We start from the raw sequence: 13,886 nt of genomic DNA on the forward strand, positions 1-13,886 counted from the left end.
GTCACCGGGGGGGTCAGCGCCAGGCGGCGCGCTCGTACTGCACGGGCCAGCCGGTCCGGCTGTCGTCGGTCACGACGGCCGCGTCGCCCGTGTGGGGCAGCGTGCCCAGGCGGACGCCGAGCGTGTGCGCGGCCCGCAGCGCCCACGACGGGTCCTGCAGCGCCGCCCGCCCGACGAGGACCGCGTCCGCCGCGCCCTCCGCCAGCACCTTCTCGGCCTGCTCCGCCGTCGTGATGAGGCCGACGGCGGCGGTGGGCAGGCCGGACCGCTCGCGGATCACCCGCGCGTGCTCGACCTGGTAGCCCGGGCCGACCGGGATGCTCGCCGGCGCGTTGCCGCCGGTCGAGACGTCGACGAGGTCGACGCCGTGGTCGGCCAGCACGCGCACGGTCTCGGCGACCTCGTCGAGCGTCAGCCCGCCCTCCACCCAGTCCGTCGCGGACACGCGCAGCAGCAGCGGCTTGGCGTCGGGCCACGCGTCGCGCACGGCGTCCACCGTCTCGACGACGAGGCGGGCGCGGTTCTCGAGGCTGCCGCCCCACGCGTCCGTGCGGTGGTTGGACAGGGACGAGAGGAACTCGTGCAGCAGGTACCCGTGCGCGGCGTGCAGCTCGACGACGTCGAAGCCGGCCGCGTCGGCGCGCCGGGCCGCGGCGGCGAACGCGGCGGGGACGGCCCGCACCTCGTCGGCGGTCATGGCGGCCGGTGCCGCGTAGCCGGGGAACGGGTCCTCCGACGGGCCCACCGTCGGCCAGCCGCCGGCGGACGCCGGCACGCTGCCGTCGCCCTCGCCGAACGGGCGGTAGGTCGAGGCCTTGCGGCCGGCGTGCGCGAGCTGGACGCCGGACCGGGCGCCGCGGTCGGCGACGAACCGCGTGATTCGCGCCCACGCCTCGACCTGCCGCTCGTCCCACAGGCCCGTGTCCTGCGGGCTGATGCGGCCCTGGGGGACCACGGCCGTGGCCTCGGCGATGACGAGGCCGAAGCCGCCCGCGGCGCGCGCGCCGAGGTGCACGAGGTGCCAGTCGCCGGGCACGCCGTCCGTGGCGGAGTACTGGCACATGGGGGGCAGCAGCACGCGGTTGCGCAGGGTGGTGCCGCGCAGGGTCAGGGGCTCGAACAGCAGGCTCATGCCCGGGCGAACACCGGCCGGGCCCGCACGTGTTCCCGGCCCGGGCGGGAGCGGCGGCCCCGGTGGTCGTCGGGCGTCAGGTCGGCGTCGGCAGCACCGCGTCGAGCCCGGCCAGCGTCTCGCTCGTCCCGGCGTGCAGCGTCACGGTCGCCAGGGCGTCGCCGCGCGTCGCCCCGCGGTTGACGACGACGACGGGCAGCCCTCCGGCCACCGCGTGCCGGACGAACCGCAGCCCCGACTGCACCGCGAGGGACGACCCGGCGACGAGCAGCGCGTCCGAGGCGTCGACGAGCGCGTAGGCGGCGTCCACCCGTGGGCGGGGGACCGTCTCGCCGAAGTAGACGATGTCCGGCTTCAGCATGCCGCCGCAGGGTCCCGGGCCGCCGTCCGGGTCGGGCGCCCAGCAGTCCTGGACGCGGAAGCCCTCCGTCTGCTCGATGACGGCGTCGGCGTCGGGGGCGATCTCCGGGTCGGACGGCGCGACGCGGGCGGCGAAGCCGGGGTTGAGCGCCTCGAGCCGCTCGGCGACCTCGCTGCGCGCGTACCGGGTGCCGCAGCGCAGGCACAGCACCTGGTCGTAGCGGCCGTGCAGGTCGATCACCCGCCGCGACCCGGCCACCTCGTGCAGCGTGTCGACGTTCTGCGTGACGATGCCCGTGACCACGCCGCGCGCCTCGAGGCGGGCCAGGGCGCGGTGCCCGGCGTTCGGCGCTTTGCGGCCCACGTGCTGCCAGCCCACGTGGTTGCGCGCCCAGTAGTGCCGCCGGTAGGCCGGGTCCCCGACGAAGTCCTGGAAGGTCATCGGGTTGCGCGGCGGCGACCCGGGGCCGCGGTAGTCGGGGATGCCCGAGTCGGTGGAGACGCCGGCGCCCGTGAGCACCGCGGTCCGCCGCCCCGTCAGCACCTCGACGACGTCGTCGAACGTGCCCGCGACGGGCGACGGCACGTCCGGCACCGGCCGCCCCGCGCTCGTCCGCACCTGTCGCACCCGACCACCGTACGTCGGCCGCCGGACCCGGACGCGACGAGGGCCGGGACGCGACGAGGGACCGGACGCGACGAGGGCCCGGACGCGACGAGGGGCGGACCCGCGCGCCGTGCGTACGGTCCCGCCCCTCGTCGTCGCGCGGAACACCGGGCGGCCGGTGCCCCGACGGGTCAGGCTCCGGTCAGGACCCGCCGCCCACGTTGTCGAAGGCGCGCTGCGCGGCCTCCTGCGCGTCGGCCAGCGCCTCCTCGGCGGTCTTGTCACCGAGCAGCGTCGCGGTGATGGCGTTGTTCAGCTCGTTCTGGATGTCCTGCCCGGCGGGGGAGGACCCGAACGTCTTGCCGTCGCCGACGACCTCGTAGTAGGTGCCGATGACCTGGTCGAAGTTCGCGTTGCCGCTCTCGCCGACGTACTGCTCGCGGATCGCCTGGTCGGCGGCGGGGGAGCCGGTGAAGAGGCCGGTGTTGATGCCGCCGTTCTCCTCCAGCGTCGCGGCGCGCGCCTCGCCGGCGGCCAGCCAGGCGTCCTGGGACGTCAGGTTGATCATCCACGCGCACGCGGCGTCGGGGTTCTGCGCGCCGGCGGGGATGACGAAGGCGGTGCCGGAGGCGACGGAGAACGGGTTGCCGTCCTTGTCCCGGAAGGGCACGGCCTCGATCTGGATCTGGTCGGCGTACGGGCCGAGGACGTTCGGGTACCACTGCGCGTTCACCTGGGCGCCCACCTGGTCGGTGACGAACTGGTTGTTGTCGCCGAAGGTGTCGAAGGAGTCCGTGAAGCTCTTCACCTGGGCGAACCCGCCCTGGGCGTCGGTGATCTGCTTGAGGTACTCCAGCGCGGCGACGTTCGCCGGGTCGTCCAGCGTGGGCACGCCCGCCTCGTCGTTCAGCCGCCCGCCCTGCCCCAGCACCCACAGGCCGCCCTGGCCGGTGGCGACGGGGTCGAAGCCCAGCGTCGTGGGGACCCCGCCCGACTCCTCGTACATCTTCTCGATCGCGCCCAGCAGGACCTCCGGCTGCGAGGTGTCGATCTCCTCGTTGGTGACCCCCGCGGCGTCCATGACGCGCTTGTTCAGGATGATCGCCGGCGGCTGGTAGAACTGCGGCACCGCCCAGACCTGGTCCTCGAAGGTCACGTCGTCGACGACGGAGGGGTAGTACTGCTCCCGCGGGTCCACGCCGCGCGCCTCGTAGCACTGGTCCAGCGGGACGATGAGGTCCTGCGCGGCGTACGTGGTGACGTAGCGCCGGTCCATCTGCACCACGTCCGGCACGTCGCCGCTGGCGATGCGGGTGGTGAACTTCTGCGCGTCGAAGGCGGTGGCGTCGAGCTGGATGTCCACGTCGGAGAGCTGCTCCTCGGCGTGGTCGAGGCGGGACTGGCCCACGTCGTCCGCGTTCTCGAAGCCCCAGGCGTTCAGCGCTCCGCTGGGCGCGGCGTCGGTGAACTCGGCCGAGCCGCCGCCCCCGCCCCCGCCGCCTTCACCCGCGTCGCCGCCGCCGCAGGCGGTCAGCACGAGGGCGGTCACGGGCAGGAGCACGATCGCGGCGCGTGCGCTCTTCCTCATCAGCGTTCTCCTTCGAACGGTCAGGCGGCCGGCGTCGTCACCGTCACCGGCCGGCCCCGCGGTCGTCGTCGAGGCCGGGAGGGTGGTAACCATCCCACATCGCTCGACGCTAGTGCCCGGTCCTGGGCCCGACAAGACGCTAGCGGTCACGGGTGGGTCACGCCTGTCATGACGTCTTTCGTCCTCGCGACGGGCCCACAGGGGTGGGTACGGTGGGTGTGGCATCGATGCCACACCGAGGGTGCGACGACCGGGCCGACGAGCCCTCGCCGGACCCCTGCGCGGCGGCGACGACGGAGGACGACGAGATGCGCATCCGCGAGGTCCTGCTGCTCCCGCACACCCACCACGACGTCGGCTACACCCACAGTCTTCGTCTCGTCGACGCCGCGCACCTCGAGCAGGTCGGCGTCGTGCTCGACCTCGCCGAGACGGACCTCCCTGCCGGGCACGACCTCCCCGCCCGACCCGGCGCGCCCGACGCGTTCCGCTGGACGTTCGAGGTGGCGCGGCCCGTGCTGCGGTTCGTCGCCGGTGTAGACGAGCGCGACGTGGCGCGGCTGCGGCGCCTGGTCCGGGCGGGTCGCGTCGGCGTGACCGGCGGCTACCTCAACGCCACGACGCTGCCGTCGGCGGCCGAGCTCGACGCCGGCTACGAGGCCCTCGGCACCCTGCGCGCCGCGGGGATCGACGTGCGCACCGAGCAGCACGGCGACGTCAACGGCATCGCGTGGGGCGTGGTCGAGGGCATGCGCCGGGCGGGGCTGACCCGTCTGCTCATGGCCCTCAACCCCGACCACGGACGGCCGCCGCTGCCGCAGCCGTCCGCGTTCTGGTGGGAGGGCGTCTCCGGCGCGCGTGTGCTCGTCTGGCTGTCGACGCACTACGGCGTCGGGGAGGAGTGGGGAATCGTCGACGGGCGCGTGGAGCAGGCGGAGGCGGCGGTGACGGCCTTCGTCGCCGGGCTCGAGGCCCGCGGGGACCACCCCTTCACCACCGCGCTCGTGCACGCGGGCAACGACAACCGGTGGCCCACCGCGCGCTTCACGGACGTCGTGCGGCACTGGAACGCGCGGCACCCGGACGTGCCCATGCGCACCGCGACCGTCGACGAGGCGCTCGACGTGCTCGAGGCCCAGGCGCGGGCGGCGGGCGACGCGGTCCCCGTGCTGCACGGGGAGTGGTCGGACTGGTGGGCGCACGGCCACGGGTCGACCGCGCGGGAGCTGAGCGTCCACCGGGAGGCGCGCACCTTCGCGCTCGCGGCGGGGGCGAGCCACGGGCTGGCGAGGCTGCGGGGCGGCCCGGCGCCCGTGCCGGCGGAGGTCGTCGGCTACCGGCGGCTGCCGTGGCGGCTGCGCGACGCCGCGCACGTGGAGCGGGACCTCGCGCTGGTGGAGGAGGACCTGCTCCTGTTCGACGAGCACACGTGGGGCTCGTGGGAGTCCTTCTCGAAGCCCGCCTCGACGCTGAGCCACTCCGCGTGGACCGCGAAGCAGGCGTTCGTCTACGAGGCGTGGGACCTCGCGCGCGACCTGGCGGTCGAGGGCCTGGGCCGGCTGCTGGCCGCCGCGCCCGCGGAGCCCGGGGACGTCGACGGGGCCCCGGCCGCGCCCGAGGCCGCCGGCGACGCCGCACGGCTCGTCGTCGTCAACCCCGTGGAGCGGGAGCGGACCGCGCCCGTGGAGGTCGAGGTGGCGGGCGCGCGGCGCGTGCGGGCCGTCGTCACGGTCCCGGCGTTCGGCGTCGCGGCGCTGCCCGTGCCCGCCGACCCCGTCGTCGTCGGGCCGGCGCGGGCGGTCGCGCTGGGCTCCTGGCACGCGCAGGTCGACCCCGGCCGCGGCGGGGTCGTGTCGCTGCGGCACGGGCCGACGGGCACGGAGCTCGTCGACGACACCGCGCCCGCCCCGCTCGGCGCGCTCGTCGTCGAGCGGCTGCCGGTGGGGTCCGCGCACCCGTTCCCACGCGAGCCGAAGCGGTTCCGCCCGGAGGACCCCGGACCGGCCTTCGACCGCGTGGTCGTCCCCTGCACCGGCGAGCCCGAGGTGACGCGCGGCGACGGCTGGGCCGCGATCGCCTGGGCGCTCGACCTCGCGGCGGTGGCGCCCGGGCTGCCGGCGGGGCTGCCGCCGACCCGCGTGCGCCTCGTGCTGCACGAGGGCACGGACCTCGTCGACCTCGAGGTCGCCCTGACCAAGCCGCCCGTGACCGGGCCGGAGAGCCTGCACGTCGCGTTCCCGTTCGCGGTGCCCGACGCCGCGTTCCGCTGCGAGACGGCCGGGGCCGTGTTCACCGCGGGCGACGAGCAGCTGCCGGCGACGAGCCGCGACTGGTACTCCGTGCAGCACGCGGTGGGCGTGGTGCCCCGCGCGGGCGCCGGGCCGGCGGTGCTGTGGGGCACGGTCGACGCGCCGCTCGTGCAGCTGGGGCGGATCCGCACGGGGGAATGGGTGGCGGACCTCGACCGGGGCCCGGGCCACCTGTACTCCTGGCTGCTGAACAACCTCCACTTCACGAACTTCCAGGCGACGCAGGACGCCACGCGCGCCTACCGCTACCGGTTCACCGTCGCGGAGGACGGGCTCACGGCAGTGGACGTGGCCGACCACGGACGGGACCTGGCGCTGCCGCTGCAGGCCCGGGCGGTCGACGCCGCGCCGGCCCTCGTCGGGCCGACGGGGCTCGTCGTGGCGCCCGCCGACGAGGTGCACACGGAGCTGCGCCCGCTGCCCGACGGGTCCGTGCGCGTGCGGCTGCGGGCGCCGGGCGACGCGCCCGTCGCGGCGACGGTGCGGTGGGCCGACGGCCCGGCCCACGCGGTGGAGGTGCCGGGTCACGGCCTCGCGGACGTGGTGCTGACCCCACCCCGCTGAGCCGACCGGGTGAACCGCGGCGCCGGCGGGCCGGGCCGTACAACGATCCGCGTCCGGTGGTCGTCCTGGCGTCGAGGTCGGACGGTCCGGCCCGGATCCCCAGGCGCACGACTCGTCCCTGACGATGCAGGGCGACGGCAACCTCGTCCTCACGCTCGACGGACGCCCGTACTGGCAGTCCGGCACCGCCGGGCACCCCGGCGCCTACGCCGTGCTGCAGCGCGACGGCAACGTCGTCGTCTACGACGCCGCGGGGCGCACGCCCCTGTGGCAGTCGGCGACCTCGGTGCCCTCGGGTCACGAGATGCTCCTCGTGCTCGAGGGGGGCGGCTGGCTCGTGCTGTTCGACGACACGGCGAACTTCTCCTCCGTCGTGGTGGAGGGCCGCTACTGCGGCTGCTGAGCACGTCGGCGTCGTAGGGTCCGCGCGCGGAGCGGCGCGCACGTGGGTGGTGGGACGGGCGAGCGGTCGGGAGCAGGGGGACGGGTGCACGCGGGGGACGAGGTGGTGGCCGCGCTCGTGCGCGAGCGCGGCCGCGGGCTGGTGGCGTACGCCTACCTGCTCACGGGCCGCATGGGCGAGGCGGAGGACGTGGTGCAGGACGCGCTCGTCAAGACGGTGGTCCGCGCGCGCGACGGCGTGGACCTCGACCTCGCCGAGGCGTACGTCCGGCGCGCGATCCTCACGACCTTCGTCGACGGGCACCGGCGCCGGCGGCGGTGGCAGGACCTCCTGCCGCGGCTCGGCGCCGGGAGCGACCGGCCCGCCCCGGACGCGGCGGACCGCGTCACCGCCCAGGTGGCGGTCCGCGCCGCGCTGGCCACGCTGCCGCGGCGGGAGCGCGCGTGCGTCGTCCTGCGGTTCTACGAGGACCTGTCCGTGCCGGAGATCGCCGGGGAGCTGGGCGTCAGCGAGGGTGCGGTGAAGCGGTACCTGCACACGGGGACCCGGCGGCTGGAGGAGCAGCTCGGCGCCCTGGCGCCCACGGCCCAGGACGACGACGACGAGAGGAGCCGCGCATGAGCCGCGACCTGGGCCGGGCGCTGCGCGAGCTGGCCGACGACGCGTCCGCGGCCGCAGCACCCCTGCCGGTCGACCGGGTCCTCGCGCGGCGCCGGCGGCGACGGGCCGGGCGGGCCGCCGCCGTGACGGCCGTGACGGGCGTCGCTGTGGGCGCGATGGTCGTCACGGGTCTGGCGTTCGCGGGGCGGCCCAGCACCGTCGCGCCGGCGGACCCGACCCCGACGGCGAGCGCGGCCACGGGGGCGCCGGTGTGCGGTGACGCCGCGCCGACGGCCACGCCCGGGGGTGCGCTCGTCCTCGACGCACCCGGCACCGCGGTCGCCGGGGAGCCCGTCCGGGTGGCGGGCACGCCCGCGTCCGGGACCGGGGTGCCCGCGCCGTCGTCGGTCACGCTCGTGGCGCTGCAGGGGGGCGCCGTGGTCGGGACCGGCGACGCGCGGGGCGCGCTCGGGGCAGCCGGCTCGGGGACGGCGGCGAGGTCCGGGTCGGAGGTCCGGCTCGGTGCCTGCGCCTCGTCAGGGGCGCCGGCCGGGGCCGACCCGCTGCCGGCCGGTCGGTACGACCTCGTGCTCGTGGTGGCGGACCCGGCCGGGACGCTCGTGAGCGCGCCGGTGCCGGTCGAGCTCACGGCGGCGGCTCCCGCGGCGCCGGCCACCACGGCTGCGGCCCCGCCGCCGCCCACCGTCGAGGAGGCGATCGCCGCGCGGCCGCTGCAGGACCCGTTCGTCATGCGCACCGACAGGAGGACCGCGCTGACCTCCGACGCGCCCGCGTCCGGCGACGTGCTCGAGGACGGCGACTTCTTCGCCATGGTGAGGTCCTTCGACGAGGCCGCCGGGACGATCGACGTCGACATCGCGATCCTGTACGCCGGGCAGGACGCCGACGACCGGGCCCGCGCCGCGTCGCCCGGCGCGGACCCGGCCGAGGTGTACGCGCCGAACGGGCTCGAGATCGTGAACGACGTCGAGCGCGTCCGGACGCTGCCGCTCGCGCCCGACGTGGTGGTCACCGGCGTGTGCGAGCCCGGGGGCGGCGGCATGGAGCTCGTCGCGACCTCCCTGCCCGCCCTGGCCGACGGACTCGACGCCGCGGACGGGTGCGGCGAGGGCGGCAGCAGCCGCCTCGGGTCGTCGTGGTTCTGGGTCGACGTGCGCGCCGGGGTCGTCGTCCAGGTCGTCGGCCAGTACACGCCCTGAGGCTGGCGGCCGTGCCCGACGCGCCCGCCTCAGGCGAGGGGCGCGTCGGGCACGGGGGCCGGCTCGCCGTCGCGGCGGTCCGCCGGGTCCGTGACGCCGCCCGAGAGCACCCGCTCGGACAGGCTCAGCGCGCCCGCGTCGTCGGGGACCTCCCCGGGCGGCGCCGCGTCCCGCCGGGCGGCGGCGCGGTCACCGGCGGGGTCGTCGCCGTCCGGTCCCGGCGCCGTGCCCAGCGGCCGCTCGACGAGGTCCACCTCGACGACGTCCCGCGACCGGTCGGCGGGCACGAGCCACGTCCGCACCGCGTACGGCGTCAGGTCCGCCTCGATCGTCCGCCCGACGAGGGGCAGCTCCAGCCGCGCGTGCGCGGTCGTGCCGCGGGTCTCCAGCGCGCGCACGACGAGGTCCGTGCCGCCGGGGCCGTCCGTGGCGTCCTCGGTGCCCTTGAGCGCCGTCACCATGACGGCGCCGCCGCCGTCGGAGGCGAACGAGCGCCGCCGCGGCAGCGGACCGGGGTGGAAGGACTCGAGCTGCGCGCGCACGGACTGGCCGAGCTCCTCGGCCCGGCGGGCGGGGTCGCCCGCGTGCCGGTCCCCGTCGTGCGGGACGAGCTCGTAGGCGAACCGCTGCACGCCCTGGTCCTGGTAGGTGTACACGTCCTCCCCCTGCAGGAGGCGGGGGTCGTGCCAGGCGTAGACGGGGCTGCGGACGGCCGTGACGCCGATGCTCGGCTGCTCCCCGGGGGAGACGTCCCAGCCGTGCTTGTCCCGCATCACGACGGTGAGCCCCGCGGGTCGGCCGTCGAGCGTCCCCGTCAGGTCCACCCAGCCCTGCGCGGGCTCCTCCGCGCCGTCGACGGGACGCTCGACCTCCGCGAACGGGATGCCGAACCGGGCCCGCGGGGACGCCAGCGCGGTGGGGAAGCGGAGCTTGAGCAGGTGCGCGGGCTCGTGCCAGTCCAGGGTGGCGTCCACGCGCAGCACCGCGGAGTCGTGGTCGAGCACGAGCTCCTCGACGAGCGTGGACCCGCCCCAGGCGCGCTCCACGCGGAGCCGGGCCCGCAGGGGGCCGCGCTCACGGACGACGACGCGCGTCGTCGCCATGTCCTCCCCGGGCCAGGCGTACGACACGACCCGGTGCCCCCAGGTGTCGGTGGGGTCGGCGCAGACCTGGGTGTGCGGGGCGCCGGCCGTGCCGGCCACGACGTCCAGGCCCGTCGCCTTGACGAGGTACGAGCGCAGCCAGCCCGTGACGGGGTCGAGCTCGACGCGCACGAGGTCGTTCTCCAGCACGCCCTCGTCGACGTGCAGGGGCTGCGGCGGACCGGCGCTCCACGGGCCGGCGGCCGGCTCCGGCGCGAACCGGACCCGGTGCAGCCGGTAGCCCAGCGCGGGCACCTCGGCGCGGAAGACGAGCGCGCCACGGCCCGTCTGGTTCGTCGTCGCCCGCGACTGCACGGGCTGGGAGACGACGGCGGCGCCCTCGTCGTCGACGACGTGCACCGCGCCGGTGACGGAGCCGTGGTGCAGCTCCACGTCCGCGGACACGGGCCAGGGGTGCGGGTTGAGCACGAGGACGGGCTGCGACGCCTCCTCGAACGGCACGTCGACCTGCCGGGCGAGCACGTTGTGGGCGCGGACGACGACGCGCTTGGCCACCGCCACCGCCGCGCCCAGCTGGTCCCGGGCGTCGTCGTACGCCGACTCGATCGCCGAGCCGGGCAGCACGTCGTGGAACTGGTTGAACAGGACCTGCTTCCACGCGCCCTCGAGCTCGGCGCGCGGGTAGGGCACCTCGTCGTGCACCGCGACGACGGCCGCCCAGCGCTCGGCGGTGAGCAGGGCGTGCTGGGCGCGGCGCTGCCAGGCCTTGATGCCCGAGTGCGCCGAATAGCAGCCCGGCGCGTGGTGCTGCAGGTCGTCGGCGCGCACGGGCAGGGCGTCGAGCGCCTCCGGGCCGCGCGCGAGGACCGTGTCGAGGTAGGTGCGGGGGTCCGACATCCGCAGGCGGCCGAAGGAGCCCATCCGGTCGAACCGGTGGATGGACTCGATGTTCGCGATGGTGGGGCCGCCGCCGTGGTTGCCGACGCCGTAGAGCACCATGACGTCGCCCAGCGAGCGGTCGAGCTGGCCGAGCGACTTGTCGACCTGGAAGTCGACCGGTCCGGGCGCGCTGCCGTACTCGAAGGGGATGCGGTAGGCCAGGACGCGCGAGCCGTCGGGCGCCTGCCACCAGAAGAGCGTCCCGTCGAGGTCGGACTCGTGCGGCCCCGGGCGCAGGAACAGGTAGGAGTCCATGCCCTGGCCGCGCAGCACGGTCGGCAGCGACGCGCTGTGGCCGAAGGGGTCGACGTTCATGCCGACGGTGGCGGGCCGGCCGAAGCGGGACTGCAGCCACCGCTGCCCGACGAGCCCCTGCCGGACGAGGGACTCGCCCATGGGCATGTTGCAGTCCGGCTCGACCCACCAGCCGCCGACGTTCACCCAGCGCCCCTCGGCCACCCGCTGCCGGATGCGCGCGAAGAGGTCGGGGTCGGACTCCTCGACCCACGCGAGCAGCACCACCTGGTCGCACGTGAAGACGAAGTCCGGGTACTCGTCCATCCGCTGGATGGCGGACCAGAAGGTCGCGCGGGCCTCCTGGTAGCCCTCCTGCCACGGCCAGAGCCACACGGGGTCGATGTGGGAGTTGCCGATCATGTGGATGGTCCGGTCCGGCGTCGCGACGGGGCGCGGCGCGTCGCCGAGGTCGGCCGGCTGGCGGCCCGCCGGCGCGTTGGCCACCGGCGCGCTCCGCGGTGCGCCGCCGACCGGCCCGCGCCGGGTCCCATCCCTCGGACGACGGGTGCCGCCCACCGGTCGGTCGTCGGGGCCGGTCATGCCGACGCCACCGCTGCGCTGCCCATGTCGCTCCTCGTGCGTCGCCCTGTGCGCCCTCGCGCGGGACCGGTCCGCTCAGGTGCAATCGTTCCCAGGTTGTGCGGGAGAGCGCAAGTCCGCCGGGCATCAAATGTCCGTCCCTGCACATCAAGCACGACGGTTGTGCGACCGGGGACAACCTGTCCATCGGTCGCGGCCCGGGGGCACCGCCGCCTACGGTGGTGCCACCCTCGGGCAGGAGGGATGCGGGTGCGGTAGGGCGCCGGTACGCGGGCACGGCAGGCGGGGGCGGCGGATGGGCACGGGGCTGGAGCAGGGCGCGGCGCCCTCGACCCCGGCGGCGGAGCTGCCGACCGCGGCGCAGTGGCGGCTCGACTCCCTCGGCGGGCTGAGCGGTCTGCGGGCCGGGCTGCGGTCGGCCATCAACGAGGCCGCGGGGCGCGACGAGGAGGTCCCGCTCGACGACGTGCCGGAGCACCTCGCGCTCGTCGCGACGGAGCTGGCGACGAACGCGCTCGCGCACGCCCTGCCGCCGACGCTCGTGCGGCTGCGGACCGACGGGTCCACCTTCGTTCTCGAGGTGCTCGACCACGACCTCGACGAGGCGCCGGCGATCCCCGACACGCGCGCACCCGGGCAGGGCGGCTACGGGCTGCTGCTGGCGCAGCGCCTCGCCGCCGACGTCGGCTGGTACCGCGAGAGGTCGTCGAAGACGGTGTGGGCGCTGTTCACGCTGCCGGGCGTGACGCCGCCCCTGACGCCGGACGCGACCGACGCGCGGCCCGACGACCCCGCGTGAGCCGCACGTCCTGCACCAGCCGGTAGCCGCCGTCGGGGGTGCGCGCGTCCTCGAGGCGCGCGGCGGCCGCCGCGCGGACGCCGTCGCGCTCGTCCGCGGGTACGAGGTCCCACATGCGCCGCTGCCCGTGCGAGCGGGTCCAGCGCTCCCAGGTCGCCAGGTCGGGCAGGTCGAGCGCCTGCGCGTGGTGCTCCGTGCGGACGTCGACGAGGCCCGCGTCCGCCAGGAGCCCGGCGACGCCGTCGTCGGTCGCGAAGGGACCGCGCGTCCCGGCCGTGCGCGCGTCGAGGAGCCCCTGCGGCAGCCACGGCGTGAAGACGTCGTCGAGCCGCTCCCACGCGGCGTCGCGAGGACCGAACGTCGAGACCGCCAGCGTGCCGCCGGGGCCCAGCAGCGCCGCCCAGCGCCGGACGGCGGCGGCGGGGTCCGGCAGGAAGACCAGGACGAGCGAGGCGACGACGACGTCCGCCGTGCCGGGGGCCACCGGCGGGTCCGTCGCGTCGGCCTGCACCACCCGGACGTGGTGCACCCCCCGGCGCTCGACGTCCCGCGCGGTCGCCGCCACCATCCCGGCCGCCAGGTCGATCCCGAGCACGGTCCCCGTCGGCCCGACGGCCTCCGCGAGCGGTCCGAGCGCCGCCCCGCGCCCCGTGCCGAGGTCGACCGCGTGCTGCCCGGGGCGCGGCGCCGCGAGAGCGACCAGCGCCCGCGCGATGGGCGTGAACCACGGCACGCCGACGGCGTCGTAGGTGCCGGCGACCCGGTCGAAGAGCGCGACCGCCTCGGCGTTGCGGCGGTCCGGCCCGGTGGCGTCCACGCCGCCACTGTCCTCCCCGGCGGGCGTCGGCGGTAGACCCGCCGCGTGGGCTCCGCCACCCCCGGGGCCCAGCGCGCGCGCCCGGTCGCGGCGCCTCCTACGCTCCGTGCGTGCAGATGGTGCGACGCCTCGCGGTGACCCTGGTGGGTGCCGCCCTCCTCCTCCTCGGGCTGGCCATGATGGTGCTGCCCGGCCCGGGCATCCTCGGCATCGTCGCCGGTCTGGCGGTGCTCGCCTCGGAGTACGTGTGGGCGCGGCGGCTGCTCGTGCGCGCGAAGGACAAGGCGGAGGAGGCCCAGCGGGCCGCGGTCGCCTCGCCGGTGCGCACCGGGGCGAGCCTCGTGTTCGCGCTCGGCATGGTCGTCGTCGGCACGCTCATGGTGCTCGTCGAGGACGTCGCGTGGCCCCTGCTCGAGGGCCCGCTCGACACCGTGTGGAGCCCGGTGACGGGCACGATCCTCGTCGTGACGGGTCTGGTGCTGGCGACGACGACCGTCGTCACGCTGCGCTCGGCGCGCGGGACGCCGAGCACGTGGTCGCCCGCCGCACCGGGTACCGGGGCCACCCGGCTCGAGCGGCGCGAGCGGGTCGACCCCGCCTGACGCCTC

The 13,886-nt window shown here is 76.5% G+C and carries 11 protein-coding genes; 6 read left to right on the forward strand and 5 right to left on the reverse strand.

All coding sequences use genetic code 11. From position 1 onward, the window contains the following. Nucleotides 1–13: 13 nt before the first annotated feature. The 3 genes from BM048_RS14525 to BM048_RS14535 all read right to left on the reverse strand — a co-directional run bounded on the left by BM048_RS14525 (nt 14) and on the right by BM048_RS14535 (nt 3,687). A complete protein-coding gene (locus BM048_RS14525) occupies nt 14–1,132 on the reverse strand; it encodes an NADH:flavin oxidoreductase/NADH oxidase (RefSeq protein ID WP_090034146.1) in 1,119 nt (372 codons plus the stop codon). A 76-nt stretch (nt 1,133–1,208) separates the two neighbouring features. Further along, nucleotides 1,209–2,111: a Sir2 family NAD-dependent protein deacetylase gene (locus tag BM048_RS14530; RefSeq protein WP_373308437.1), complete on the reverse strand. Its 903-nt coding sequence runs from the start codon at nt 2,109–2,111 to the stop codon at nt 1,209–1,211. A 190-nt stretch (nt 2,112–2,301) separates the two neighbouring features. Then, nucleotides 2,302–3,687 carry an ABC transporter substrate-binding protein gene (locus tag BM048_RS14535; RefSeq protein WP_090034149.1) on the reverse strand — a complete coding sequence of 462 codons (1,386 nt, stop codon included), beginning with the start codon at nt 3,685–3,687 and terminating at the stop codon, nt 2,302–2,304. Nucleotides 3,688–3,914: 227 nt separating this feature from the next. Here BM048_RS14535 and BM048_RS14540 point away from each other — a divergent pair, with 227 nt between their 5' ends. From BM048_RS14540 to BM048_RS14555, 4 genes are all read left to right on the forward strand, one after another. Then, complete coding sequence (locus BM048_RS14540) at nt 3,915–6,560, forward strand: polysaccharide deacetylase family protein (protein ID WP_239078886.1); 2,646 nt, start codon at nt 3,915–3,917, stop codon at nt 6,558–6,560. Nucleotides 6,561–6,684: 124 nt separating this feature from the next. Next, the gene (locus tag BM048_RS14545) at nt 6,685–6,963 is read left to right on the forward strand and encodes a hypothetical protein (RefSeq protein ID WP_090034152.1); all 279 of its coding nucleotides are present in this window, start codon (nt 6,685–6,687) and stop codon (nt 6,961–6,963) included. A gap of 84 nt (nt 6,964–7,047) precedes the next feature. Then, a complete protein-coding gene (locus BM048_RS14550; protein ID WP_090034154.1) occupies nt 7,048–7,584 on the forward strand; it encodes a SigE family RNA polymerase sigma factor in 537 nt (178 codons plus the stop codon). Next, nucleotides 7,581–8,783, forward strand: coding sequence for a hypothetical protein (locus BM048_RS14555; RefSeq protein ID WP_090034155.1), 1,203 nt, complete (start codon nt 7,581–7,583; stop codon nt 8,781–8,783). The genes BM048_RS14550 and BM048_RS14555 overlap by 4 nt, the downstream gene beginning before the upstream one ends. 29 nt (nt 8,784–8,812) lie before the next feature. Here BM048_RS14555 and BM048_RS14560 read toward each other — a convergent pair whose 3' ends face one another. Further along, nucleotides 8,813–11,566, reverse strand: a complete 2,754-nt coding sequence (locus tag BM048_RS14560) for an alpha-mannosidase (protein WP_239078887.1) — start codon at nt 11,564–11,566, stop codon at nt 8,813–8,815. Between the two features lie 391 nt (nt 11,567–11,957). Here BM048_RS14560 and BM048_RS14565 point away from each other — a divergent pair, with 391 nt between their 5' ends. Further along, nucleotides 11,958–12,461, forward strand: coding sequence for an ATP-binding protein (locus tag BM048_RS14565; RefSeq protein ID WP_090034159.1), 504 nt, complete (start codon nt 11,958–11,960; stop codon nt 12,459–12,461). Here the strand turns inward: BM048_RS14565 and BM048_RS14570 are convergent. Then, complete coding sequence (locus BM048_RS14570) at nt 12,391–13,278, reverse strand: class I SAM-dependent methyltransferase (RefSeq protein ID WP_090034160.1); 888 nt, start codon at nt 13,276–13,278, stop codon at nt 12,391–12,393. The genes BM048_RS14565 and BM048_RS14570 overlap by 71 nt on opposite strands. 116 nt (nt 13,279–13,394) lie before the next feature. Here BM048_RS14570 and BM048_RS14575 point away from each other — a divergent pair, with 116 nt between their 5' ends. Then, entirely contained in the window at nt 13,395–13,880 is a 486-nt protein-coding gene (locus tag BM048_RS14575) for a PGPGW domain-containing protein (protein WP_090034161.1), read from the forward strand. The last annotated feature ends 6 nt before the right edge of the window (nt 13,881–13,886 follow it).

The organism is Cellulomonas marina (genome assembly GCF_900111925.1).
Taxonomy (GTDB): domain Bacteria; phylum Actinomycetota; class Actinomycetes; order Actinomycetales; family Cellulomonadaceae; genus Cellulomonas; species Cellulomonas marina.